This is a genomic window from Thermomicrobiales bacterium (assembly GCA_023954495.1).
GTDB lineage: Bacteria > Chloroflexota > Chloroflexia > Thermomicrobiales > CFX8 > JAMLIA01.
In genome coordinates this window covers 1-22,482 of record JAMLIA010000052.1, presented here as the reverse complement: position 1 = coordinate 22,482, position 22,482 = coordinate 1, and the positions used below count along the sequence as shown (strand labels likewise).

The following is a 22,482-nucleotide window of genomic DNA, read 5'->3' as shown; positions in this document are numbered from 1 at the left end:
GCGCAGTTGCTCCGCGCCGAGCGAGGTGCGCGGCACCATGCCCTTAACTGCCTTCTCGATGACCCGCTCCGGATGCTTCGCGAGCATGTCCTTCAGCACGGTCTGGCGGAAGCCACCCGGATAGCCGGAGTGGCGATAATACATCTTCTTCTCGCGCTTGCCACCGGTGACGTGGATCTTCTCGGCGTTGACGACGATGACGTAATCGCCGACATCCATGTTCGGCGTGTACGTCGGCTTGTGCTTGCCGCGCAGCACGGTGGCGATCTGCGTCGCCAGACGACCGAGAGTCAGGCCCTCGGCGTCGACGATATACCAGCGACGATCGATTTCCGATGCGCGTGGCGTGTACGTCCTGCTCATCATGGCTCTATTCCGTACTCCCAGTGTGAACGACACCCGTCATCCGAGTCGTCGCGTTTATCGTCGTATCGCACGCGCCAGAGAACAAGTCCTTCTGGCGGGGCCGGCTCGCCGGCCATTGCCCGGTCATTCGAGTGCAACACATTGCGTAGCCACTCGACATCTCGCCCACCCTGGGCGACGGCGACGATCGAGCTGACGACCGTCCGAACCATTTGCGGCAGGAAGCCATCGGCTTCGATCCGCAACTCGTGCTGCGTGCCACCCGCAACGTCCTGTACCAGCCACTGGCACGTACGCACCGTCCGGGTGAGCGCTGTCGCATCGCTCGTGCGGCTGCGACCAGCACCGGCAAACGCACCGAATGCGTGCGATCCGAGCAAGACCCGACACGCCTCGGCGGCACGCGCTCCATCGAGCGCGGCCCGGCGCCACCAGACATACCGGCGTGCGAGCACCGGCGGCGTGGGCGCCACGATGATCCGGTATCGATACTCGCGCCACTTCGCGTCGTACCGCGCGTGGAACGTGGGGCTCGTCCACTCCACATCGCGCACCGCCACGTCCGGCGGGAGTATCGCGTTCAGAGCGTGTCGCAACTGCGCATCGCTCTCGGACCAGGTTACGTCAACCGAAACGACCTGACCCACAGCGTGAACGCCACGATCAGTTCGTCCCGCAAATGTCGTCCGTCCGGAACCGGAAGCCAGGCGTTGTATCGCCTTCTCCAGCTCCGCCTGGACAGTGCGGCCGCGATGCTGAATCTGGGAGCCAACGAAGTCTGTTCCGTCGTATCCCAGGGTGATCCGTGCGCGGCGCACCTGCCCGACCGACAACCGATCCGCTACACGAACTCAATCAGCGAGATCGGAGCGGCGTCACCGCGGCGGATTCCAACCTTCAGGATACGCGTGTACCCGCCCGGCTGGCCATCGTAGCGCGGACCAATGACTTCAAAGAGCTTGCGCGTGGCGTTCTCGTCGCCGAGTCGCGCCATAACCAGCCGGCGATGATGCTCGGTATCTTCACGAGACATCGTCACCAGCTTCTCAACAATCGGGCGAACCGACTTGGCCTTCGCTTCGGTCGTTGTCACGCGCTCGTGCAGAATCAGCGAGATCGCCAGCCCCCGAAAGAGTGCTGTCCGCTGCTCCTTGTCGCGACCAAAGTGTCGGCCCATGACTCGGTGTCTCACGAACCCCACCCCTCACTGCTATCCGACCCTTCGCCAGTGTCGGAATCATCGGAAGTCTCATCATCACCGGCAGCCGCGCCGGTCAGAAGATTCGCAGGAATTGTGTACCCATGCGAGGTGAGCGCCTCAACCAGCTCTTCAAGCGACCGTGGCCCGAAGTTGCGGATCGACATCAGCTGCTCACGCTCCATTGCCATCACCTGGCCGACCTTCTCGACCTGGCGGCTGCGGAGTGCGTTCAAAACACGCGGGGACAGTCCCAGATCCGAGAGAGGGCGCTGGTCTGTCTCTTCGTCCTTCTCGTCCTCCACAACGCCAACTTCGTTGTCGTCGCTGTGATAGCGCGCGATCATCTGCGCATGGTCGACAAGGATACTCGCCGCCTGCGTCAGCGCATCGTTCGGCTCAATCGTGCCATCGGTCTGGATCTCGATAATCAGGCGATCGAAGTCCGTGATCTGGCCGACACGCGTGTGCTCGACGACGTAGTTCACCTTCTCGATTGGCGTGAACAGAGCATCGATCGGGATCTCACCAATCGCGAATGCCTCCTGAAGCTCGGCCTGCTTGTAGCCGCGTCCGATGGCAACCACGAGATCCATCTCGATGGTTGCATCATCAGAGTCGGCGGTCGCGATGACCAACTCCGGATTCACGACCTCGACATCCGACGGCCAGTCAATATCGCCGGCAGTGACGACGCCCCTACCGTGGTGGTACAGGTGCGCGCGCGTTTCGTCGTGCAGTGTCACTGAGCGCAATCGGATACGCTTGAGATTGAGAACAATCTCGGTGACGTCCTCGCGCACTCCATCGATCGTGGCGAATTCGTGCCAGACCTCGGAGATACGCGCGCGAACGATGGCAGTCCCGGGCAACGAGCGCAGCAAAATGCGACGCAGCGCATTGCCGAGCGTGATACCATAGCCCGGCTCAAGCGGCTCAATCGTGAATCGCCCGTAATTATGACCGCTAACGGTCAGATCGACCGTAGGCTGAGCGATCTCTAGCAAGCTAATCCGCCTCCTTCGAGTGGCCACCACAACCAGGGGTGGCGGCGTGCAGTTCCTGTCCAGTCATGCCTGTCATCATTCGCCAACGCAACCGGACGCGAAACTCAATGATCGGCGACTCGTTATTCGGCGGCATTCCGTCCTGGACGCGAATCGCCACAGCGGCGACGGTGCGTGGCTGACGGTTGAGCGCTACTCTCCGCCTGGGTCGATGGCACATGTGCGGGCCAGAATGCCGTGTGACACATCAGGTCCAGCAATTGCCAGGTCGACTTGCGCAAATAGCATTCGCAACGCCGACCTTGCACTGTTCACCATCGACCCCGTCTTACCCCCACCAAAGCAAACCGCGCACCGACTCTGGGTCGCCGTGATCCAGAGATCGGAATCCCGGGCAACGTCGTCCTAAACGCGCCGCCGCTTCGGCGGACGGCAACCGTTGTGCGGAATCGGCGTCACGTCGGAAATCGACGTCACTTGCAGCCCGCTGGCGGCCAGCGCTCGAATCGCCATTTCACGCCCAGCACCCGGTCCCTTGATGAATACATCAATGGACCGCAGACCGTGCTCCATGGCCTTGCGGGCAGCGCCCTCGGCGGTTACCTGCGCGGCGTAGGGTGTGCTCTTGCGCGAGCCCTTGAAGCCCGACGCGCCAGCGCTCGCCCACGCAATCGCGTTGCCAGCCGGGTCTGTCAACGTCACGATGGTGTTGTTGAACGTCGACGAGATAAACGCCTTACCGCGAGGAATGTTCTTCCGGTCGCGCCTTCGTACACGCTGTTGCTTGCCACGAGCTGCGCCCCGCCGTCGATCCGCCATGCGCTTGAGACCTCCCTGTATCCCGATGCTTCGTTACCTTGGTGTGCCAATGTGCCAGGTCTGCGATCACATTCGGCCCCGAGGCAGTGGCTCAACGAGCCGACGCCGTCGAAGCAGATGCGTGACTATCGACCGCGACGCTTGAGACCGACGCCGCGCTTCGGGCCACGCCGGGTGCGGGCGTTGGTGCGCGTGCGCTGTCCACGGAGCGGCATGCCGCGTCGATGGCGAATACCGCGATAGCAGCCGATATCCATCAGTCGCTTGATGTTCATCGCGACTTCGCGCCGCAGATCACCTTCGACGCGCATCTCCTTCTCGATGATGTCGCGAAGGCGCGTCACTTCATCGTCCGTCAGGTCACGGACGCGGGTGGTCGGATCAATGCCGGTGCGTTCCAGGATCTGTCGGCTGGTCGGGAGACCGATGCCGAAGATGTACGGGAGCGCAAACTCGACGCACTTCTCGCGGGGGATATCGACGCCTGCGATTCTTGCCATACCTACGCGTTCTCCCTCTAACCCTGCCGCTGCTTGTGACGTGGGTTGGTGCAGATCACTCGAACAACGCCTCGCCGACGAATCACCTTGCAGCGCTCGCAGCGCGGCTTGACCGACGCTGATACCTTCATCGTGCTTCCCTCTCCCTGCCCTACCGCGTCCCGCAGCAGGTGTCCTCGTCAATGCTCGTGCGTTCAGTCGCGACGAATCTCAATGATGCGCCCACGGGTCAGGTCAAACGGAGAGAGCTCAACCCGTACCCTGTCGCCCGGCAATAGCCTCACAGACCGCATCTTGAGATCTGTTGCGACGTGGGCCAGAACACTCTGACCGTTTTCGAGCTCAACGCGAAACAACGCGTTGGGCATTGGAATCGCGACCCGCCCCATAACCTGAATCGCGCTACGCGCTTCCCCACTCACGCAGGTAGAACGCGCAAATAGCGCATGGCAAAGCATGCGCAACAACACGGCATTATATCACGACCTCGTCCAGCGCCGTCAATATCAATCGCTTGCCACCGCTGAGCGCGACCGTATGCTCGTAGTGGGCCGCGCGCCCACCATCCACCGTGACGACGGTCCATCCGTCGTCCAGCTCGCGAACCGCTGGCGAACCCGTTGTGACCATCGGCTCGATCGCTAGTGTCATGCCGTTTCGAACCCGGGAGCCGCTGCCTGCCTCGCCCCAGTTCGGCACGGAGGGATCCTCATGCATCGTGCGCCCGACGCCGTGACCGGCGAAGTCGCGCACAACACCGAATCCTTCGCCCTCAACGAAGCTCTGAATGACGGCCGCCATATCACCGAGCCGACCGCCGGGCACAAGCGCTTCAACGCCGCGCCAGAACGCCGCCTCGGTCACCTCAATCAAGCGGCGTGACTCATCATCGATTTCCCCGACTGCTTGCGTGAACGCGGCGTCAGCATGGAATCCATCGAGCATGACGCCGACATCAATTGAGATGATGTCGCCGTCCTCCAACTCGACCGGGCCCGGTATGCCATGAACCACGACATCATTGATTGAGGCGCAGATGCTCGCCGGGTAGCCGTAGTAACCGAGAAACGAGGCCGATCCGCCAGCCGCGGCGATGATGTCAACGGCGGCCTGGTCGAGCGCCGCTGTCGTGACGCCGGGCTGAATCAGTTCGCGAAGTCGGGCATGGACATCTGCGACGACGCGGCCGGCGGCGCGCATCGTTGCGATGTCAGCTTCAGACTTCAGCAAAATCGGCACAGTCTCTTCGAATCTACGACACGTCGGCGAACGCTGGAGCCAGCGCAGCGGCGATCGCCTCGGTCACATCATCAATTGCCTGATCGCCGTCGATCTCCAGTACGAGGCCGCGCTCACGCCAGCGATCCAGAAGCGGCTCTGTCTGCTCGAAATAGATATCGAGTCGGCGAGCAACCGCTTCCTCGGTATCGTCAGAGCGGACATAGAGCTCGCCGCCATCCAGGTCGCAGATCCCCTCGACCTTCGGCGGGTTGAACTCGCGATGATAAGTGGCACCACACGTCTTGCAGATCAGTCGACCCGTCAGTCTGCGCATCAGGACATCGCGCTTGACGTCGATATGCACGACCGCGACGAGCGACTCGTTGCGTCCGTCGATCTGATTGTCCAGCACCTCAGCCTGAGCGGCATTGCGCGGGAAACCGTCAACAAGAGCGCCGTTCACGGTGGCGGACTCTGCCTGGCCGTCCAGCGCCGCAAACAGCACGCGGGCTGTCAGCGCGTCGGGAACCAGGTCGCCGCGGTCGTAGTACGACCGCACTTCGGCTGCGAGGTCGCTGTCTTGCGACATGAGTGCGCGGAACAAATCGCCAGTCGCGAGGTGCAGCAGATTGAATCGCGGTGCAATCCGCGCGGCCTGCGTGCCCTTGCCGGCCCCCTGTGGGCCGATGAACACAACGTGGCGCATTGGTGTGGTCGACATCTCCCCATCCCCTGAGACAAGACAATACGCCGGGAGGACATCACCCCTCCCCGGCGTACATCATCGAATGCGTTAGCGAATGAAGCCTTCGTAGTTGCGCATCATCAACTGGGCTTCGAGCTGCCGCATGATTAATCGATGGCAGCACCGACGACAATAGTGAAGGTCGCGCCGAGGAACAGCGTCTGCACGCCCGTCACCTTGGCGGCGATATACGGCAGGATCGCGACGATACCGAGCGCGAGCGCGCCCACCAGCGTAATTCTGGTCACAACGCCGGTCAGGTATCGGTTCGTGTTCGCGCCAGGACGAATGCCCGGGATGAACGCTCCCTGGCGCTGCAGATTCTCCGAGATGTTCTGTTGCTGGAACACGACCATCGTATAGAAGTACGTGAACGCTACGACCATGAAGAAGTAGACGATCTGGTACTGCAACGTGTTCGCGTCGAAGAACCTGGTCATGTCCTGAGCCAGATTACGCACCCACGGTCGCTCTGAGCCAGTCATGAAGTTTGCAATCGTGCCCGGGAACACCATGATCGAAACGGCGAAGATCAGCGGGATCATACCGGCTGAGTTGACCTTCAGCGGAATGAAGGTCGAGCCGCCGCCGTACATCCGGCCACGTCGCACGCGCTTGGCATGGTGGACTGGAATACGCCGCTGGCCCTCATTGATCAGCACGATACCGATGATGGTTACCAGGCCGATGAACACGAACGCCAGCGTTCCAGTGATGTTCTGCGTCGTTGTTCCACCGTAGATCAGATTACCGACGGTGCCTGGCAACGACGCGACGATGCCGCCGAAAGTGATGATCGACACACCGTTTCCGATACCGTTCTCGGTAATCAGCACCGAAGAGCCAGACCAGCAGCGTGGTACCGGCTACCAGCGTCAGAAGAATCGCCAGCGAGTTGAACCACGTGTCGCTGCTGAACAGACCGAAGTCCGACAGCACGCCGGAACGCTGCATCAGCACGCACTGGCCATACGCCTGCAGGAACGCGATCGGGACCGTGATGTAGTGCGTGTACTTGTTGATCTGGTTCCGGCCACTGACCTTCCTGAGACAACTCATTCAGCCGCAGCACGGTGGTGTCAGCAGCTGCGCGGATGATCGAGGCGGTGATGTACGGATACACGCCCATCGCCAGGATCGAGAAGTTGCTCGGCGTGGACCCCGAGAACAGGTTCAGCATGCCGAGCAGCTGATTGTTCTCCAGTAGGTCCGACAACGCCGCGCGATCGACGCCCGGAACCGGGATCGTCGCAATGAACCGGAAGATGATCAGGATCCCGATGGTGAACAGAATCTTGCGGCGGAGATCCGAGATGCGGAATGCGTTGAAAGCCGCCTCAAGCATTACTCGATAACCTCCGCCGTCCCGCCGGCGGCCCCTCCAGTCTTCTCGCTGGCCGAGGCGGAGAACGCTGGGCGCGGATATTGCAATGGAGCGTCGACTTCGCCATTGCCAAGAATGTGAGCAGCTTCTTGGAAGCGTCGATGACGCCACGCTCTTCGAGCGCCTCCGGCGTGATCGTCCCCTCGAGGCCAAGCTCGACGAGCGCGCCGATATTGAGGATCTCGTAGTCGGTGCGGAAGATGTTTGTGAACCCGCGCTTGTACGGCATGCGCAGATAAATCGGGTTCTGGCCACCTTCGAAACCGGGACGCACGTTGCCGCCCGACCGCGATCCCTGGCCCTTCTGGCCGCGACCAGATGTCTTACCGCTGCCAGAGCCGTGGCCGCGTCCGACACGCTTCTTTGCCTTGGTTGCGCCCGGTGCGGGTCGCAGATCGTCGATGTGCATCGTTTCCGTCCCTCAGATCGCGGTGCTTACGCGACCGATGTTATTGCGTATTCCGGTGAATGTCGGAACCGTTAATCACGCCTTCGCCCTCAATGAGAACGAGGTGCCGAACCTTGTTGACCATTCCGCGCACCGACGGTGTGTCTGGTCGCTCGACAGTCTGGTTCAGCTTGGTGAAGCCCAACGCTCGAATCGTATCGCGCTGATCCTTCGGATAGCCAATCGAGCTCTTCTTGTAGTGAAGCCGCATTGTCTTGTCAGCCGTCATGCTTCCACAGCCTCCTTCAGGCGCGGACGCAGTGCCTCAGCGGACTTGCCACGCCGACCGGCAACGCGCTCGACAGCTTCCAGTTCCGAGAGCGCCTTGATCGTGGCCTGTACAACGTTCACCGGATTGTTCGATCCGAGTGACTTGCTCAGCACATCCTGGATGCCGGCTGCCTCAACAACCGAGCGCACACCGCCGCCGGCGATGACGCCGGTGCCAGGCGACGCCGGACGCAGGAGCACCCGCGACGCGCCGAACTTGACCTCAACGTCATGTGGAATGGAAGTGCCATCCAGAGGGACCGTAATCATGTTGCGCTTGGCCGCCTCAACGCCCTTGCGAATCGATTCCGGAACCTCGCCGGCTTTGCCCATGCCGACACCAACGCGCCCCTTGCCATCACCAACCACGACCACGCTGCTGAAGGCGAACCTGCGGCCGCCCTTCACCACCTTGGAAACGCGGTTGATCTGAACGACGCGCTCCTGAAATTCTCCGGCCTCGTCGCCGCGCGACTGGCCCCCTCGTCGTCGATCCATGTACCTGTCCTGACTGTCCCTATCCCGGCGGCGCAAGCCGCTCGCATCGACTAGAACTCGAGGCCGGCTTCGCGCGCGCCATCGGCGAGCGCCTTCACGCGACCGTGGTACTTATAGCCGCCACGGTCGAACACGACCGTATTGATCCCGGCCTCCTTGGCCCGCTCGCCGATCAGCTTGCCGACGATCTTGGCCTTATCGGTCTTGGTCGTATCGCCCTCGAGGGACGAAGCGAAATCTGCCTCAGTGTCCGACGCCGCCACGAGCGTCACGCGCGCAACGTCATCAATGACCTGAGCGTAGATGTGCGCCGAGCTTCGATAGACGTTCAACCGTGGCCGCTCCCCAGTGCCCGAGACTTTGGCTCGAACCCGCAGATGCCGCCGCCGACGGGGATCCAGCTGCGACTTGTAGTGATACCGCATCGTTTCCTGCTCTCTGGCACCTCGGGGAACCGGATTCTATCCCGATCACCGGTGCCGTCTCGCCGCCTGCGGCGGCGCTCACTCCTACTTGCCGACCTTGCCGGCCTTACCAGCCTGCGACGCACCTGCTCCCCGAGGTAGCGCACACCCTTGCCCTTGTAGGGTTCCGGCGGACGCACGCGGCGGATCTTCGCCGCTTCCTCGCCAACGAGCTGCTTGTCGATTCCGGCCACCGCCAGGCGAGTCGGCGTGTCGACAATGAACTGGATGCCATCCGGCGGCTCAACCCGAACCGGGTGTGAGTAGCCGAGGTTCAGCACCAGGGTCTTGCCATCCAGCGCGGCGCGATAGCCGACACCCTGGATTTCGAGATCCTTGCGATAGCCCTGGGTGACACCCTGGACCATGTTGGCGATCAGCGTACGAGTGAGCCCATGGAGCTGGCGATTGACGCGCTCGTCGTTCGGACGGCTCACGCGGATAACGCCCTCCTCGCGATCGATCAGCATGTTCGGGCTAACGCGCTGCTGCAATGCTCCCTTCGGGCCCTTGACCTTCACGAGGCCTGGCTCGATGGTGAGATCAACGCCGGACGGAATCTCGATTGGCTGCAATCCAATACGTGACATCAGAGCTTCTCCTTTCCGGCGCTAGTAGACGGTGCAGACGACTTCGCCACCGATGCCGCGGCGACGGGCTTCGTAGCCGGTCATCATGCCCTGCGGCGTGCTGACGATGGCGATACCAAGACCGTTGCGCACTTGCGGGATCTCAGTCTTGCGAGCGTAGACACGCAGCCCCGGCTTTGAGATCCGCTTGATCTGGCGGATCGAATGTCGCCGATCCGGGCCATATTTCAGATGCACGGTCAGCGTGTTGTATGGCGTACCTTCTTCGACCGTCCAGCCACGAACGTAGCCCTCGGCGTGAAGGATTTTTGCAAGCTCAACCAGGACCTTCGTCGACGGCATCGACGTCTCGGTCCGTCTCGCCTGCCCCGCGTTGCGAATGCGGGTGAGCATATCGGAGATCGGATCGTTGACGACACTCATTCCTGCGGTCTCCCGTACCTTCTCAATGCGTGGTCCACGCCCCAACGGTTTGGACCATCTGTGCCGATCGAGCTACCAGCTCGACTTCGTGACGCCAGGGAGCTTGCCCTGCGACGCCAGTTCGCGGAAGCAGATGCGGCACACACCAAACTTCCGAATATATGCGCGCGGTCGCCCGCACAGCTTGCAGCGGTTGTGATGTCGTACCGCGTACTTGGCAGGCCGGCTCGCGCGGACCATCTGTGACTTTTTCGCCATCTCGGGCTCTATCCTTCCAGCTTGCCCAGATCAGGATTCACGGAACGGCATGCCGAGCAACGTAAGCAGGCGTCGGCCTTCTTCGTCGGTCTTGGCCGTCGTGACGATCGCGACCTCAAGGCCGCGAAGCTTGTCGATCTTGTCGTACTCAATCTCCGGGAAAATCAGCTGTTCCTGAAGCCCGAGCGTGTAGTTGCCGCGACCATCGAACGACTTCGGCGAGATGCCGCGGAAGTCGCGAACACGCGGCAGTGCGATGTTCAACAGGCGGTCCAAAAACTCGTACATCCGGTCGCCGCGCAGCGTGACCATCGTGCCAATCGGCATGCCCGCGCGGAGGCGGAAGGCGGCGATCGACTTCTTCGCCCGCGTAACGACCGGCTTCTGGCCGGTAATGATAGTTAGATCGCTGACGGCAGCATCGAGCGCACGGTTGTTGGCGATTGCTTCGCCGACGCCGATGTTGATGACGATCTTCTCGACCTTCGGCGCTTCCAGGTCGTTGCGATAGTTGAACTCTTCGCGCAACCTGGGCCGAACCTCTTCGAGGTACTGCTCCTTCAACCGTGCAGCCACGTTACTCCCTCACCAATTCGTTTACGGTTCCCACTACCGGCTGGTCGGATTTGGGACGACCGCATCGCACTTCTTGCAGAAGCGAACCTTGTTGCCCGACTCTTCAATACGGAACCCGACGCGCGTCGGCTCGCCGCATGATGGGCAGACAAGCATAATCTTCGACACCGGCAACGGAGCCTCGACCTCGACGATTCCAGCCTGTCGAGCGCGACCCTGCGCGATGTGCTTGCGCACGATGTTGATTCCCTTCGAGGACGACCTTGTCCTTGCGCGGCATGTTCTGCCGCACGCGACCGCGTTCGCCCTTGTTCTTGCCACTGATGACGACGACCTCGTCGCCGCCCACGATCTTCTCAGCCATGGTTTCCTCTCGCTCGTGCTCTATCGCTCTACAGCGTTTCCGGCGCCAGCGAGACGATGCGCATGAACTGCTTCTCGCGGAGCTCGCGCGCGACGGGACCGAAGATGCGGGTGCCGCGCGGATTCCCCTGTGGGTTAATCAGCACAGCCGCGTTGTCATCGAAGCGGATATGCGACCCGTCTGGCCGCCCGTATTCCTGCTTGGTGCGCACGACAACTGCCCGGATGACATCACCCTTCTTGACCGCCGCGCCCGGCTGAGCGGACTTGACTGAGCCAATGATGATGTCACCGACCGACGCGTAGCGCTTTCGTGACCCGCCGAGCACGCGAATGCACATGATCTCCCGCGCGCCGGAATTGTCCGCCACCTTCAGGCGGGTTTGTGCCTGAATCATGCCTGCTCTCCCAGCTAGCGGGCGCCGGTGTCGGCGCGCTCGACGATCTCGCGAAGAGTCCAGCGCTTGTCCTTCGACAAGGGGCGGGATTCCTCAATCCGAACGACATCTCCGATGCGGCACTCGTTGGCCTCATCGTGTGCCTTGAACTTGCTGGTGCGCTTCATCCGCTTGCCATAGAGCGGGTGGCGGCGCGAGTAGTCGACGGCGACGACGATGGTCTTGTCCATCTTGTCGCTGACGACGCGGCCGACCTTGGTCATCCGCTGTCGCTTCACCGCTGGTTGCTCAGCGGTGGCACCGGACGCGGTGCTCGAATTCTCTGCCATTCTGGTCGTGTCCCTCCGCTGGGCGCGCCGCTATCGGCTCGCCCCCTGCCCGGCTTCCAGAACAGCAGCGATCTCTGCCGCCATCCGGCGCTCGGTCTGAATCGTCTTGAGCCTGGCGATGTCGCGCTTGATCTGGCGGATCCGGGCCGTGTTGGTCATCCGGCCGACCGCGTCGTCAAAGCGCAGCTTGCGCCACTCCTCTTTCAGATCGTCAATCATTCCGACGATCTGCTGATCGGTCAAAGACCGGATCTCTGCAGCCTTCATCCCCTACGACTCCGCTTCCGCGTGGGCTTCTTCGGCCGCAGCGATACCAACCTGGTCGCGAGCCACGATGCGGCACTGGACCGGCAGCTTGTGTGCGGCACGACGCAGCGCTTCCTTGGCCACGTCTTCGCGGACACCCGACAGCTCAAACATGATTCGACCAGGGCGGACGACGGCTACCCAGTACTCCGGGTTGCCCTTACCGGAGCCCATGCGGGTTTCAGCCGGCTTCTGCGTCACCGGCTTGTCCGGGAAAATCCGAATCCAGACCTTGCCACCACGGCGAACGTAATTGGTGATCGCGCGACGGGCGGACTCAATCTGGCGGCTATCGATCCAGGCCGCGTCAAGCGACTGCAGACCGAAATCACCAAATGCAACGTAGTTACCGCGCTGCGCGGTGCCGGCCCTTCGGCCCCGAAACACCTTGCGGTGCTTGGTACGTCTCGGCATCAACATCTGTGCGCTCCCTCCCTCTGCTCTTCCGCGTCGCTAGTCGGCGACCGTAGCGCTCTCGGCCTCGACCTGCGGCTGCGGACGTCGCTCGGGAATGACGTCGCCGGTGTAGATCCAGACCTTGACACCGATCTGTCCATAAGTTGTCGGCGCATGAACAACGCCGTAGTCGATCTTGGCGCGCAGCGTGTGCAGCGGCACCCGACCGTCCATCTCAGTGACGGTGCGGGACATTTCCGCGCCACCGAGGCGGCCACCGAGGCGGATCTTGATGCCCTTGGCACCGCGGCGCATGGCCTGGCCAACGGCGTGCTTCATCGCTCGGCGGTACGACACGCGGCGAGCGAGCTGCTCGGCGATCGACTCAGCGACCAGGCGAGCATCGAGCTCAGGAACCTTGATCTCCTCGATCTTCAGATGGACCTTCTTGCCCACCTTCTGTTCCAGGAGCTGGCGCAGCTTCTCGACGTTCGAGCCCTGCTTGCCGATGACGATGCCTGGCTTCGACGTGTGCACCGAGACTTCGATGCGATTCGCCGCGCGCTCGATCTCAACGCGTGAGATGCCGGCTCGCGTCAGCTGCTCGTTAATCAGCCGCCGGATGTAGAGGTCCTCGTGAAGCTGCTCGGTGTAATTCCGCTCGGCGTACCACTTGGACTCCCATTCATGAACACCACCGAGCCGAAACCCGATTGGATTGACTTTACGCCCCACGGGAGCCTCCTTTCTCCTTTTCAGCAAGCACAACGGTCACATGACACGTGCGCTTCAGGATCTCGTTTACCCGACCGCGTGCACGCGGCTTGAACCGCTTGTACGTCGGTCCGTCGTCAGCGAAGATCGCCTTGACGTACAGGTCTTCCGGATCAATATCGTGATTGTTCTCGGCCGACGCTCGCGCGGACTTGATGACGCGGGAGACATCCAGCGCTGCCTTGTTCGGTGTGAACTGCAGCAGACCGAGCGCCTCTCCAACATCGCGACCGCGAACCATATCAACAACCAGACGCGCCTTGCGCGGCGAAACGCGGACGCGCGTGGCACGAGCGGTGACTTCTACCATTGTCGTTGCCCCTTCCTGCCGTCTTCGCCTAACGGCGGCGCGACGACTTGTCCGCGTCCCTGCCATGCCCGCGGAATGTGCGCGTTGGCGCGAATTCACCGAGCTTATGACCGACCATGTTTTCCGATACGAACACCGGCACATGCCGACGCCCGTCGTGGACAGCGATCGTGTGACCGACCATCTGCGGGAAGATTGTTGAGTCCCGCGACCAGGTTCGGATCACCCGGCGTTCGCTGGAGCTATTGAGCTGTTCCACTTTGCCAAGCAGCTTGGGGTCGATGTACGGCCCCTTCTTCGACGAACGTCCCACGAGTTTTTGCTACCTCCCTAGCGCGACCGGCGTTTAGCGGCCAACGTTGCGGCGACGAACGATCATCTTCGTAGTGCGCTTGTTAGTCCGCGTGCGGTACCCCTGCGCCGGCTTGCCCCACGGTGTCTTCGGCTGTCCGCCGATCGGGGCGCGACCCTCACCACCACCGTGCGGGTGGTCGTTCGGGTTCATCACCGATCCGCGAACCGTCGGACGCTTGCCGAGGTAGCGGTTGCGACCGGCCTTGCCAATCTGGATGTTCTCGTGGTCGACATTGCCGACCTGCCCGAGCGTCGCCATGCACTCCAGGTGGATCATGCGAACTTCGCCTGAGGGCATGCGAACGTGTGCGTAATTCTCGACCTTGGCCATCAGCTGCGCCGATGTGCCGGCCGAACGCACGAGCTGACCACCGCGCCCCGGTTGCAGCTCGATGTTGTGGATCTGCGTACCGAGCGGGATGTCGCGCATTCGCAGCGCGTTGCCCACGCGGATCGGCGAACCCTCGCCCGACACCACCGTATCGCCGACCTTGAGGCCGAGCGGCGCGAGAATGTAGCGCTTCTCGCCATCGACATAGTGCAGCAGCGCGATGCGCGCCGACCGGTTCGGATCGAACTCGATGGTCGCAACCTTGGCCGGAATCCCGAACTTGTTGCGCTTGAAATCGATCTTCCGGTAGTAGCGCTTGTTGCGGCCACCCTGGTGGCGCGTCGTGATTCGTCCCTGGGCGTTGCGGCCCGAGTGCTTGGGCAGAATCTCGATCAGGCTCTTCTCCGGCTTCCATGACGTGATGTCCGACTTATCGGATGCGGACATCCCGCGGCGGCCGGGCGATGTTGGCTTATAGCGGCGAATCGCCATCTGGTTCGCTCCCTCTCCCTGCGCTCGCTAAAGATCGCCGAAGACGTCGATCGAGTGCCCAGGTTCGAGCGAGACGATCGCCTTCTTAAAGCTTGACTCATAGCCGAACACACGCTGATTGCGCTGGCGCATCACCTTGCGCTTCTTCGGCTTCATCACGATGATGTTGACTGCCTTGACCTTGACATTGAAGATCGCCTCGACTGCCTGCTTGATCTGGATCTTGTTGGCGTCGCGAGCGACCTCGAAAGTGTACTGGCCAAGCTCACTGATCCGGGTGTTCTTCTCGGTGATCATCGGACGTACCAGTACGTCTGCCTGATGCAACGGCATGCGTCTCTCCTATTCCAGTGCCCACAGGTCGTGGATCGTGTCCACGGCCTCGGTTGTGAGCAGGAGACGCGCGTGCGTCAGAACGTCGTGCACATTCACGTAGCCCGCCCGGATGATCTTGACGTTTTCGATGTTGCCCGCCGAGCGATAGATCACGTTCTGATCTTCACCCGGGCCGATGACGATAAGCGTCGAGCGCTGCGATGCCGGAAGCGCCGCCAGCAGCTTGATCATCGCCTTCGTCTTTGGCTCAAGCCCGGTCAGACCTGAGATGACCAGCAGCTCCTCGTCACGCGCCTTCACCGACAGCACCGACCGAATGGCCAGGCGGCGCATCTTCTTCGGCATCGACTGCCGATAGGAGCGTGGCTTCGGGCCGAAGACAACGCCACCACCGCGCCACTGCGGCGAGCGAATCGAACCCTGTCGTGCCCGACCGGTGCCCTTCTGACGCCACGGCTTGCGGCCACCGCCGCGCACCTCGCCGCGTCGCAGCGTGCTGTGTGTACCCGCGCGCGCGTTGGCGAGCTGCCTCAGGTGCGCCTGGTGCATGACCGGCACATTCGGCTCAATGCCGAAGACCGAGTCCTTGAGCTCCATGGTGCCCGCTTCGCTGGCGGACGTATCGAATACCTTGACCTGCATCGTTCGTTTCCTCCGTATTCGTCCGGCTAGCGCTTCGCCTGCCGCGACTTGACGCTGGTGCGAACGATCAACAGGCCATCGTTGTGGCCCGGCACCGAGCCGCGCACGAGGACGAGATTTTCTTCCGGGTTGACCTGGACGACTTCCAGGTTCTGGATCGTCTTGCGCTCGTTACCCATCTGACCAGCCATCTTCAAGTTCTTGAAGACGCGGCCCGGCGTGGCGCTGGAACCGATCGAGCCAGGTGCACGCGAGCGGTCGGACTGACCGTGCGTCTTCGGGCCACCACGGAAGCCGTGGCGCTTCATGACGCCCTGGAAGCCCTTGCCCTTGGAGACGCCGGTCACGTCAACACGACCACCGGCCTCAAAGACTGCTGCCGCGTCAATAACCTGGCCAACGGAGTACGGCGACGTGTCGTCGGCCTTCATCTCACGCAGATAGCGCGAGCTTGAGCCGGCCGCACGCAGGTGTCCCCGCTGCGGGCTGTTCAGCCGCTTCGACTCGTCAAACCCGAGCTGGACTGCTTCGTAACCGTCGCGATCATTGGTGCGAATCTGCGTGACGACGCAAGGTCCCACCCTGAGGACGGTTACCGGCACAACCCGGCCGCTTTCATCGAAGATCTGGGTCATGCCCAGCTTCTTCCCGAGTAATCCGTGGATCATTGGCTCTCTCCTGTTGCCCCAGGATGCTGCGTCAGATTCGATCAACCCGCCGCAGCGATCAGAGCGTGACTCTCGTACTGCCGTGACACTCGTCACGGGTATCGGCGGGAGGCGATCCCTCCCGCCAATGCCATTTACAGCTTGATCTCGATATCCACACCGGCCGGCAGATTCAGGCGCATCAGCGCCCGAATGGTTGCGTGGCTCGGCTCAAGCACATCGATCAGGCGCTTGTGCGTCCGGATCTCGAAGTGCTCCTGTGAATCCTTGTCGACGAACGGCGACCGCATGACCGTGAAGCGTTCGATGCGGGTCGGCAGCGGCACAGGGCCTGCCACCTTGGCACCGGTGCTCTCAGCCGTCTCGACAATGTTGCCGGCCGACTGATCGAGGATCTTGTGATCGTAGGCCTTAAGCCGGATCCGGATCTTTTGCGTTGGACGTCGTGTCGCCATGCTTACTCAATGTCTCCTATTGTGCGATCTTGGTGACGACACCAGCGCCAACAGTTCGTCCGCCTTCGCGAATAGCGAAGCGCAGTCCCTCTTCGATGGCCACCGGCTGGATCAGCTCCACATCCATCTGGATGTTGTCGCCCGGCATCACCATCTCAACACCCTCCGGCAGCTGGATCGCGCCGGTCACGTCCGTCGTCCGGATGTAGAACTGCGGACGATAGCCCGGGAAGAACGGTGTGTGTCGGCCACCCTCTTCCTTCGACAGCACGTACACCTCAGCCGCGAACTTCGTGTGCGGCTTGATCGATCCCGGCTTGGCCAGCACCTGACCTCGCTCGATCTCGCCCCGCTCAATACCGCGCAGCAGGCAGCCAACGTTGTCGCCCGCCTCGCCCTGGTCCAGCGTCTTCTGGAACATCTCGACGCCGGTCACCACCACCGCGCGGGTGTCGTGGATCCCGACGATCTCGACCGTCTCTCCGGTCTTGACGATCCCACGCTCAACACGGCCAGTCACGACCGTGCCACGGCCCTTGATGCCGAACACGTCCTCAACCGGCATCAGGAACGGCTGGTCCACTGCGCGGGCCGGCGTCGGGATGTAGTCATCCACCGCCTGCATCAGCTCCAGGATCGGCTGGTACTCCGGGGCGGTGACGTCGTTCGACGTCGACTCCAGCGCCGCCAGAGCGCTGCCACGGATGATGGGGATCTCGTCGCCCGGGAAGTTGTACTGCGAGAGCAGCTCCCGCACTTCCAGCTCGACCAGCTCCAGCAGCTCCTCGTCGTCCATCATGTCGACTTTGTTGAGGAACACGACCATCGCCGGAACTTCCACCTGCCGCGCCAGCAGGATGTGCTCTCGCGTCTGCGGCATCGGGCCGTCCGGCGCGCTCACGACGAGGATCGCCCCGTCCATCTGCGCGGCACCGGTGATCATGTTCTTGACGTAGTCGGCGTGGCCCGGGCAGTCGACGTGCGCATAATGGCGCGCATCGGTCTCGTACTCAACGTGCGAGATGGCGATCGTGATGCCACGCTCGCGCTCTTCCGGCGCATTGTCGATCGAGTCAAACGATCGATAGGCTGCCTCGCCCTTGATCGCCAGCGTCTTGGTGATCGCTGCCGTCAACGTTGTCTTGCCATGGTCAACGTGACCAATCGTCCCCACGTTGACATGCGGCTTCGTCCGCTCAAATCTCTGCTTCGCCACTGGTTTCGTTTCCTCCTGCGTTCGGCGCGACGGCACAATGCCCAACGACAACGCAATACACAAGCAAACGGCCCATCTTTAACGCTCTAAAGACGGGCCGGTGGGGAGAGAGGGATTCGAACCCCCGAAGCATTACGCAGCTGGTTTACAGCCAGCCCCCTTTGGCCGCTTGGGTATCTCCCCCTGGAGCCGACGGTGGGACTCGAACCCGCAACCTGCTGTTTACAAAACAGCTGCTCTGCCAATTGAGCTACGTCGGCGTGCGCTCGAGCACCGAATGGGAAGTGTATCGAGCGACTTAGGCCATGTCAACGCGGAAAACGTGCCATTTTGGCGGCAAGCATCCTCAGACGGACACCAGTTCGTCGACTGAGAAACCGCGACCGCAACCTGTTCCAATCTATTATAATAGAGCGTTGCTCAATCGCCACGAGCCTGGCGAAATATCGCGCCTGCGGATTGTGGGAACAACCAGTTTCTGATATGGTTGTATGTTGAAGACGTATGCCGCATTGACGCGGCTTGATGATGATCGATGGTTCAGGGAGGCCGCTCGCGGATGACATTGCAGAAGACTCAGCGTGACGACATCGTTGAGGCGTATCGAACTCACGACACTGACACCGGATCGCCCGAAGTCCAGATTGCACTCCTGACCGAGCGCATCAATGGATTGATCGAGCATCTGCGCGAGCACCCGCACGATCATCACTCGCGTCGTGGTCTGCTCAAGCTTGTCGGGCGTCGCCGCCGACTGCTCGCCTATCTCAACAAGAATGATAGCGACCGCTACCGGACGCTGATCGCCAGGTTGGGACTGCGACGCTAAGCTTGCAATCGATCGCGTCTTCAACATCAATCGCGGCCAGCATTGTGCGATATTCAGCCCAGGGTCGTCTGACCCTGGGCTGTTTGCGTGCTGTCGCAAGCCTGTGATTTGAAAGGAGGGCTGAGAATCGACACGCGTGACTCAGACTGAGCACGCAAACATCTGACGCCGTGAGGGTGAGCGTTAGGTACTGAAGCATGGAGACGGGCTGCGCCTTCAAGCTCCAGTTCCTAACCCTCACCGCGGCACAAGCGACGGAGCACGGCTTCGTCGACAACGTATCGAGCATGCAATGAAGCACGCTCGCAAGAGGGATAGGACTACAACCCATATGGACAATCGTCCCAACATTATTGAAGAGCGCCTGGAAATCGCCGGGCGTGAGCTTGTGTTTGAAACCGGCAGGATCGCCGGACTGGCCGACGGCGCGGTGACTGTGCGCTACGGCGATACTGTCGTACTCTCGACCGCCGAGGGCGAGGAAGAGCCACGCGAAGGCATGGACTTCTTCCCGCTGACCGTTGATTACGAAGAACGCATGTACGCCGCTGGCAAGATCCCGGGCGGCTTCATCAAGCGTGAGGGCCGACCGACCGAGCACGCCATCCTGTCAGCTCGCCTGACGGACCGACCGCTGCGCCCGCTCTTCCCGAGCGGCTACCGCAACGAGGTTCAGATCATCTCGACTGTCCTCTCGGCCGACCAGGTCAACGATCCGGACATCCTCTCGATCAATGGCGCGTCTGCCGCGCTGATGATCTCCAGTGTCCCGTTCATGGGTCCGGTCGGTGCCGTTCGCATCGGCTACATCGACGGCCAGATCGTGGTGAACCCGCTTGAGTCAGACCACGACAAGAACGAGCTCGACATGGTCGTCGCGGGCACGGATGACGCGATCATGATGGTCGAGGGCGAGGCTCGCGAGGTTCCCGAGCAGCTGCTCGTGGACGCCATCGCGATGGCGCACGACGAGATTCGTCGCATCGTCGCGGCGCAACTGCGGCTGCAGGAGCGCGTCGGCAAGACCAAGCGCGAGGCGAAGGTCGCGCCGAAGAATGAAGACATCGTCGAATCGATCCGCACGTATGTTGGCGATCGACTCGACGGCGCGCTGTTCCACGCCGACAAGGAAGCCCGCCAGAACGCAACGTCGACGCTTCGTCGTGAGACAATCCAGCACTTCGTCGATCAGGCGCGGGCCGCCGGCGAAGATGTCGCCACCGCAACCAAGACCTACAGCAATGCTTTCGACGCGCTGACCAAGGCCACGGTTCGCAAGGCGATCCTCGATCGCGGCGACCGCCCGGACGGACGCAATCCGTCGGAGATTCGACCGATCTGGTGCGAGACCGGCTACCTGCCGCGCGCGCACGGCTCGGCGATCTTCACGCGTGGCCAGACACAGGTTGTCACCGTTGCCACGCTCGGGTCGACCATGAAGATCAGATGCTCGACGGCCTCGGCCTTGGAGACATCGGGAAGCGCTACATGCACCACTAGTAACTTCCCGCCGTATAGCGTTGGTGAGGTCCGCCGGATGCGCGGACCGTCCCGCCGTGACATCGGCCACGGTGCACTGGCAGAGCGCGCTCTGCTGCCGGTCTTGCCGGAGGAAACAGAGTTCCCGTACGTCCTACGACTCGTCTCCGAGGTCATGAGCTCGAACGGTTCGTCCTCGATGGCGAGCGTCTGCGGCTCGACGATGGCGCTCATGGACGCCGGTGTGCCGATCTCAGCGCCGGTAGCAGGCGTGGCGATGGGCCTTGTCACCGACGACGAGGGCCGCTACCGCATCCTGACCGACATTCAGGGCGTCGAGGACGCGCTGGGTGACATGGACTTCAAGGTCGCGGGCACCGAAGAGGGCATCACCGCGATCCAGATGGACATCAAGGTCAAAGGCATTACGCCGCAGATCATGAGCGAGGCACTTGCACAGGCCCGCGAAGGCCGTCTGTTCATCCTCGGCAAGATGGCCGAAGCGATCTCCGAGCCGCGCACGCAGCGGTCCGAGTTCGCACCGAGCATCGTCTCGGTGAAGATCAAGACCGACCAGATCGGCGCGGTGATCGGCCCGGGCGGCAAGATCATCCGCGGCATCCAGGAGTCGACCGGCACCAAGATCGACATCGAGGATGACGGTACTGTCTACGTGTCCGGCGTCGGGCAGGAAGCCACCGACGAAGCAGTCGCCCAGATCCGCAAGCTCACCTACGAGCCACAGGTTGGCGAGCGGCTGAGCGGCCCGATCAAGACGATCATCCCAGCCGGTGTGTTCGTCGAAATCGCTCCGGGTCGCGACGCATTCGTCCACATCTCACAGCTCGCTGCCGAGCGCGTCGAGCGCGCCGAGGATGTGGTGGCCGTCGGTGACAAGATCGACGTCGTTGTGACCGAGGTTCGACCGGACGGCAAGATCGACGCATCGCGCCGCGCTGTGATCACCGGCGAGATGCCGCCGCCACGCGCCCCGCGCAACAGCGGTCCGCGCCCTGGTGGCCCGCGTCGCGACGGCCCACGCCGCGAAGGTCCGCGCAACGACGGCCCGCGCCCAGACGGCGATCGTCCAGCTCCCCGCCAGGAGCATGCTGATGATGGCCGACCGCGCGACTCGCGCCGCCCGAGCCACCTGAAGCCGCGCGACTAATCGGGGAAATCCCCGAGTAGACAACAAAGCGCCCGCCTTGTGCAGGACGGAAGTTGGCTTCCGACCGCGCCGGGCGGGCGCTTTTCTCCTGGTCGCGTATGAGTACTCCAGGTATCGCTCAGACCTGAACGTGCACAGTCCCGAGCCAACCGCGGTCACCAACCCATGACACACCGCTCAACGCCAATGCGCTGACGAAGCATCATCGCAATCGGCGGCCAACCCAGCCATTTCCTTGAGCGGCGGCGGCGCTTTCCCTGTGACGATCGAGCACGCGTTCGGCAGCACCACAATCAATGCGAAGCAGGAGCGTGTGGCAACGGTGCAGTGGACCAACGAGGAAGTCCTGCTCGCGCTGGACATTGTCCCGATCGGGTTCGCTGCCGCGAACTTCGGCGATGACGACGGCGACGGCGTCCTACCGTGGACCGAGGAGAAGCTGAAGGAACTCGGCGCAGAGACTCCGGTTCTGTTTGATGAGACGGTCGGCATCGACTTTGAGGCTGTAGCCAACACCAAGCCAGATGTGATCCTCGCCCCCTACTCCGGCATCAGCAGCGATGACTGCGAGCAGTTGAGCAAGATCGCTCCGGTCGTGGCCTATCCTGGTCGCCCGGGGTACTCCGTGGCGCGTATCGATCGAGCTCAGCAGCGCTGCACTCGGTCGCCACGATGAGGGCATGCAGCTGATCGCCGACCGCGAGAAGACGATCGCAAACGCTGTAGCGAAACATCCGGAGATTCAGGGGATCTCAACAATGTTCCTGACCCACGTCAATGAATCCGACCTGAGCACGCTGAACTTCTGTACGCCGAATGACACCCGCGTAATGTTCTTCAGCGACCTGGGCCTCAGCACACCATCGTCG

General features: G+C 62.1%; 34 protein-coding genes, 2 tRNA genes and 4 pseudogenes. 4 read left to right on the top strand and 36 right to left on the bottom strand.

Translation table 11 applies throughout. The features are described 5' to 3' along the window. The 36 genes and pseudogenes from rplM to M9890_10480 all read right to left on the bottom strand — a co-directional run. Positions 1-363: 50S ribosomal protein L13 (gene rplM / locus M9890_10655; GenBank protein ID MCO5177410.1), on the bottom strand; the 363-nt coding region annotated here is incomplete at its 3' end. Next, the gene (gene truA / locus M9890_10650; protein ID MCO5177409.1) at positions 363-1,184 is read right to left on the bottom strand and encodes a tRNA pseudouridine(38-40) synthase TruA; all 822 of its coding nucleotides are present in this window, start codon (positions 1,182-1,184) and stop codon (positions 363-365) included. The genes rplM and truA, both read right to left, overlap by 1 nt. Positions 1,185-1,207: 23 nt before the next feature. Next, positions 1,208-1,558, bottom strand: coding sequence for a 50S ribosomal protein L17 (gene rplQ / locus M9890_10645; protein MCO5177408.1), 351 nt, complete (start codon positions 1,556-1,558; stop codon positions 1,208-1,210). Further along, entirely contained in the window at positions 1,555-2,571 is a 1,017-nt protein-coding gene (locus M9890_10640) for a DNA-directed RNA polymerase subunit alpha (GenBank protein ID MCO5177407.1), read from the bottom strand. Before M9890_10640 ends, rplQ begins: the two co-directional genes overlap by 4 nt. A gap of 405 nt (positions 2,572-2,976) precedes the next feature. Beyond that, positions 2,977-3,390 (bottom strand): 30S ribosomal protein S11, encoded by a 414-nt coding sequence (gene rpsK, locus M9890_10635; protein ID MCO5177406.1) that lies wholly within the window; start codon positions 3,388-3,390, stop codon positions 2,977-2,979. Between the two features lie 125 nt (positions 3,391-3,515). Continuing rightward, complete coding sequence (rpsM, locus tag M9890_10630) at positions 3,516-3,890, bottom strand: 30S ribosomal protein S13 (GenBank protein MCO5177405.1); 375 nt, start codon at positions 3,888-3,890, stop codon at positions 3,516-3,518. Between the two features lie 17 nt (positions 3,891-3,907). Continuing rightward, the gene (gene rpmJ, locus M9890_10625; GenBank protein MCO5177404.1) at positions 3,908-4,021 is read right to left on the bottom strand and encodes a 50S ribosomal protein L36; all 114 of its coding nucleotides are present in this window, start codon (positions 4,019-4,021) and stop codon (positions 3,908-3,910) included. 63 nt (positions 4,022-4,084) lie between these two features. Continuing rightward, complete coding sequence (gene infA, locus M9890_10620) at positions 4,085-4,348, bottom strand: translation initiation factor IF-1 (GenBank protein MCO5177403.1); 264 nt, start codon at positions 4,346-4,348, stop codon at positions 4,085-4,087. A gap of 16 nt (positions 4,349-4,364) precedes the next feature. Beyond that, on the bottom strand, positions 4,365-5,129 hold the full coding sequence (gene map, locus M9890_10615) for a type I methionyl aminopeptidase (GenBank protein ID MCO5177402.1): 765 nt from the start codon (positions 5,127-5,129) through the stop codon (positions 4,365-4,367). A gap of 13 nt (positions 5,130-5,142) precedes the next feature. After that, the gene (locus tag M9890_10610) at positions 5,143-5,832 is read right to left on the bottom strand and encodes a nucleoside monophosphate kinase (protein MCO5177401.1); all 690 of its coding nucleotides are present in this window, start codon (positions 5,830-5,832) and stop codon (positions 5,143-5,145) included. 131 nt (positions 5,833-5,963) lie between these two features. After that, positions 5,964-6,915, bottom strand: a pseudogene (locus M9890_10605) (preprotein translocase subunit SecY). A 410-nt stretch (positions 6,916-7,325) separates the two neighbouring features. Then, positions 7,326-7,649: pseudogene (gene rplO, locus M9890_10600) on the bottom strand (50S ribosomal protein L15). Positions 7,650-7,689: 40 nt separating this feature from the next. After that, positions 7,690-7,899, bottom strand: a complete 210-nt coding sequence (gene rpmD / locus M9890_10595) for a 50S ribosomal protein L30 (protein ID MCO5177400.1) — start codon at positions 7,897-7,899, stop codon at positions 7,690-7,692. A gap of 14 nt (positions 7,900-7,913) precedes the next feature. After that, the gene (rpsE, locus tag M9890_10590; GenBank protein ID MCO5177399.1) at positions 7,914-8,456 is read right to left on the bottom strand and encodes a 30S ribosomal protein S5; all 543 of its coding nucleotides are present in this window, start codon (positions 8,454-8,456) and stop codon (positions 7,914-7,916) included. A gap of 50 nt (positions 8,457-8,506) precedes the next feature. Beyond that, a complete protein-coding gene (rplR, locus tag M9890_10585) occupies positions 8,507-8,881 on the bottom strand; it encodes a 50S ribosomal protein L18 (protein MCO5177398.1) in 375 nt (124 codons plus the stop codon). Positions 8,882-8,994: 113 nt separating this feature from the next. Then, a pseudogene (gene rplF / locus M9890_10580) lies at positions 8,995-9,510 on the bottom strand (50S ribosomal protein L6). A 21-nt stretch (positions 9,511-9,531) separates the two neighbouring features. Further along, positions 9,532-9,933, bottom strand: coding sequence for a 30S ribosomal protein S8 (gene rpsH, locus M9890_10575; GenBank protein MCO5177397.1), 402 nt, complete (start codon positions 9,931-9,933; stop codon positions 9,532-9,534). Between the two features lie 72 nt (positions 9,934-10,005). After that, entirely contained in the window at positions 10,006-10,191 is a 186-nt protein-coding gene (locus M9890_10570; GenBank protein ID MCO5177396.1) for a type Z 30S ribosomal protein S14, read from the bottom strand. A gap of 30 nt (positions 10,192-10,221) precedes the next feature. Further along, on the bottom strand, positions 10,222-10,767 hold the full coding sequence (gene rplE, locus M9890_10565) for a 50S ribosomal protein L5 (GenBank protein MCO5177395.1): 546 nt from the start codon (positions 10,765-10,767) through the stop codon (positions 10,222-10,224). A 33-nt stretch (positions 10,768-10,800) separates the two neighbouring features. Further along, complete coding sequence (rplX, locus tag M9890_10560; GenBank protein ID MCO5177394.1) at positions 10,801-11,004, bottom strand: 50S ribosomal protein L24; 204 nt, start codon at positions 11,002-11,004, stop codon at positions 10,801-10,803. 56 nt (positions 11,005-11,060) lie between these two features. Further along, positions 11,061-11,131, bottom strand: a pseudogene (locus tag M9890_10555) (50S ribosomal protein L24). A gap of 28 nt (positions 11,132-11,159) precedes the next feature. Then, on the bottom strand, positions 11,160-11,528 hold the full coding sequence (gene rplN, locus M9890_10550) for a 50S ribosomal protein L14 (protein ID MCO5177393.1): 369 nt from the start codon (positions 11,526-11,528) through the stop codon (positions 11,160-11,162). 14 nt (positions 11,529-11,542) lie between these two features. Continuing rightward, entirely contained in the window at positions 11,543-11,791 is a 249-nt protein-coding gene (gene rpsQ / locus M9890_10545; GenBank protein ID MCO5177392.1) for a 30S ribosomal protein S17, read from the bottom strand. Between the two features lie 96 nt (positions 11,792-11,887). Then, complete coding sequence (gene rpmC / locus M9890_10540; protein MCO5177391.1) at positions 11,888-12,124, bottom strand: 50S ribosomal protein L29; 237 nt, start codon at positions 12,122-12,124, stop codon at positions 11,888-11,890. Between the two features lie 3 nt (positions 12,125-12,127). Beyond that, positions 12,128-12,583, bottom strand: a complete 456-nt coding sequence (gene rplP / locus M9890_10535; protein MCO5177390.1) for a 50S ribosomal protein L16 — start codon at positions 12,581-12,583, stop codon at positions 12,128-12,130. A gap of 33 nt (positions 12,584-12,616) precedes the next feature. Further along, positions 12,617-13,294, bottom strand: a complete 678-nt coding sequence (gene rpsC, locus M9890_10530) for a 30S ribosomal protein S3 (protein MCO5177389.1) — start codon at positions 13,292-13,294, stop codon at positions 12,617-12,619. Continuing rightward, on the bottom strand, positions 13,284-13,643 hold the full coding sequence (rplV, locus tag M9890_10525; protein MCO5177388.1) for a 50S ribosomal protein L22: 360 nt from the start codon (positions 13,641-13,643) through the stop codon (positions 13,284-13,286). The genes rpsC and rplV overlap by 11 nt, the downstream gene beginning before the upstream one ends. 28 nt (positions 13,644-13,671) lie before the next feature. Continuing rightward, positions 13,672-13,956 (bottom strand): 30S ribosomal protein S19, encoded by a 285-nt coding sequence (rpsS, locus tag M9890_10520; GenBank protein MCO5177387.1) that lies wholly within the window; start codon positions 13,954-13,956, stop codon positions 13,672-13,674. 33 nt (positions 13,957-13,989) lie between these two features. Beyond that, a complete protein-coding gene (rplB, locus tag M9890_10515) occupies positions 13,990-14,820 on the bottom strand; it encodes a 50S ribosomal protein L2 (GenBank protein ID MCO5177386.1) in 831 nt (276 codons plus the stop codon). A gap of 27 nt (positions 14,821-14,847) precedes the next feature. Beyond that, on the bottom strand, positions 14,848-15,147 hold the full coding sequence (rplW, locus tag M9890_10510; GenBank protein ID MCO5177385.1) for a 50S ribosomal protein L23: 300 nt from the start codon (positions 15,145-15,147) through the stop codon (positions 14,848-14,850). Positions 15,148-15,162: 15 nt separating this feature from the next. Beyond that, positions 15,163-15,798: a 50S ribosomal protein L4 gene (rplD, locus tag M9890_10505; GenBank protein MCO5177384.1), complete on the bottom strand. Its 636-nt coding sequence runs from the start codon at positions 15,796-15,798 to the stop codon at positions 15,163-15,165. A gap of 26 nt (positions 15,799-15,824) precedes the next feature. Continuing rightward, the gene (rplC, locus tag M9890_10500) at positions 15,825-16,466 is read right to left on the bottom strand and encodes a 50S ribosomal protein L3 (GenBank protein MCO5177383.1); all 642 of its coding nucleotides are present in this window, start codon (positions 16,464-16,466) and stop codon (positions 15,825-15,827) included. A 134-nt stretch (positions 16,467-16,600) separates the two neighbouring features. Continuing rightward, complete coding sequence (gene rpsJ, locus M9890_10495; GenBank protein MCO5177382.1) at positions 16,601-16,921, bottom strand: 30S ribosomal protein S10; 321 nt, start codon at positions 16,919-16,921, stop codon at positions 16,601-16,603. Positions 16,922-16,937: 16 nt separating this feature from the next. After that, positions 16,938-18,137 (bottom strand): elongation factor Tu, encoded by a 1,200-nt coding sequence (gene tuf / locus M9890_10490; protein ID MCO5177381.1) that lies wholly within the window; start codon positions 18,135-18,137, stop codon positions 16,938-16,940. Between the two features lie 101 nt (positions 18,138-18,238). After that, positions 18,239-18,320 (bottom strand) — tRNA-Tyr (locus M9890_10485). 1 nt (position 18,321) lies between these two features. Beyond that, positions 18,322-18,397, bottom strand: a tRNA-Thr gene (locus M9890_10480). Positions 18,398-18,696: 299 nt separating this feature from the next. Here M9890_10480 and rpsO point away from each other — a divergent pair. The 4 genes from rpsO to M9890_10460 form a co-directional block, all read left to right on the top strand. Beyond that, the gene (rpsO, locus tag M9890_10475) at positions 18,697-18,966 is read left to right on the top strand and encodes a 30S ribosomal protein S15 (protein MCO5177380.1); all 270 of its coding nucleotides are present in this window, start codon (positions 18,697-18,699) and stop codon (positions 18,964-18,966) included. 331 nt (positions 18,967-19,297) lie between these two features. Further along, positions 19,298-21,613, top strand: a complete 2,316-nt coding sequence (locus tag M9890_10470) for a polyribonucleotide nucleotidyltransferase (GenBank protein MCO5177379.1) — start codon at positions 19,298-19,300, stop codon at positions 21,611-21,613. A gap of 259 nt (positions 21,614-21,872) precedes the next feature. Continuing rightward, positions 21,873-22,289, top strand: coding sequence for an ABC transporter substrate-binding protein (locus M9890_10465; GenBank protein ID MCO5177378.1), 417 nt, complete (start codon positions 21,873-21,875; stop codon positions 22,287-22,289). 4 nt (positions 22,290-22,293) lie between these two features. Then, the coding region (locus M9890_10460; protein MCO5177377.1) for a hypothetical protein at positions 22,294-22,482 on the top strand (189 nt) is incomplete at its 3' end.

What these genes read in the sequence shown, in the direction of transcription:
- rpsK (MCO5177406.1), bottom strand. Translation starts at nt 3,390, where the DNA reads ATGGCGGATCGACGGCGGGGCGCAGCTCGTGGCAAGCAACAGCGTGTA.
- rpsM (MCO5177405.1), bottom strand. Translation starts at nt 3,890, where the DNA reads ATGGCAAGAATCGCAGGCGTCGATATCCCCCGCGAGAAGTGCGTCGAG.
- rpmJ (MCO5177404.1), bottom strand. Translation starts at nt 4,021, where the DNA reads ATGAAGGTATCAGCGTCGGTCAAGCCGCGCTGCGAGCGCTGCAAGGTG.
- infA (MCO5177403.1), bottom strand. Translation starts at nt 4,348, where the DNA reads ATGCTTTGCCATGCGCTATTTGCGCGTTCTACCTGCGTGAGTGGGGAA.
- M9890_10610 (MCO5177401.1), bottom strand. Translation starts at nt 5,832, where the DNA reads ATGTCGACCACACCAATGCGCCACGTTGTGTTCATCGGCCCACAGGGG.
- rpmD (MCO5177400.1), bottom strand. Translation starts at nt 7,899, where the DNA reads ATGCGGCTTCACTACAAGAAGAGCTCGATTGGCTATCCGAAGGATCAG.
- rpsE (MCO5177399.1), bottom strand. Translation starts at nt 8,456, where the DNA reads ATGGATCGACGACGAGGGGGCCAGTCGCGCGGCGACGAGGCCGGAGAA.
- rplR (MCO5177398.1), bottom strand. Translation starts at nt 8,881, where the DNA reads ATGCGGTATCACTACAAGTCGCAGCTGGATCCCCGTCGGCGGCGGCAT.
- rpsH (MCO5177397.1), bottom strand. Translation starts at nt 9,933, where the DNA reads ATGAGTGTCGTCAACGATCCGATCTCCGATATGCTCACCCGCATTCGC.
- M9890_10570 (MCO5177396.1), bottom strand. Translation starts at nt 10,191, where the DNA reads ATGGCGAAAAAGTCACAGATGGTCCGCGCGAGCCGGCCTGCCAAGTAC.
- rplN (MCO5177393.1), bottom strand. Translation starts at nt 11,528, where the DNA reads ATGATTCAGGCACAAACCCGCCTGAAGGTGGCGGACAATTCCGGCGCG.
- rpsQ (MCO5177392.1), bottom strand. Translation starts at nt 11,791, where the DNA reads ATGACCAAGGTCGGCCGCGTCGTCAGCGACAAGATGGACAAGACCATC.
- rpmC (MCO5177391.1), bottom strand. Translation starts at nt 12,124, where the DNA reads ATGAAGGCTGCAGAGATCCGGTCTTTGACCGATCAGCAGATCGTCGGA.
- rplP (MCO5177390.1), bottom strand. Translation starts at nt 12,583, where the DNA reads ATGTTGATGCCGAGACGTACCAAGCACCGCAAGGTGTTTCGGGGCCGA.
- rplV (MCO5177388.1), bottom strand. Translation starts at nt 13,643, where the DNA reads ATGGTAGAAGTCACCGCTCGTGCCACGCGCGTCCGCGTTTCGCCGCGC.
- rplB (MCO5177386.1), bottom strand. Translation starts at nt 14,820, where the DNA reads ATGGCGATTCGCCGCTATAAGCCAACATCGCCCGGCCGCCGCGGGATG.
- rplD (MCO5177384.1), bottom strand. Translation starts at nt 15,798, where the DNA reads ATGCAGGTCAAGGTATTCGATACGTCCGCCAGCGAAGCGGGCACCATG.
- rplC (MCO5177383.1), bottom strand. Translation starts at nt 16,466, where the DNA reads ATGATCCACGGATTACTCGGGAAGAAGCTGGGCATGACCCAGATCTTC.
- rpsJ (MCO5177382.1), bottom strand. Translation starts at nt 16,921, where the DNA reads ATGGCGACACGACGTCCAACGCAAAAGATCCGGATCCGGCTTAAGGCC.
- rpsO (MCO5177380.1), top strand. Translation starts at nt 18,697, where the DNA reads ATGACATTGCAGAAGACTCAGCGTGACGACATCGTTGAGGCGTATCGA.
- M9890_10470 (MCO5177379.1), top strand. Translation starts at nt 19,298, where the DNA reads ATGGACAATCGTCCCAACATTATTGAAGAGCGCCTGGAAATCGCCGGG.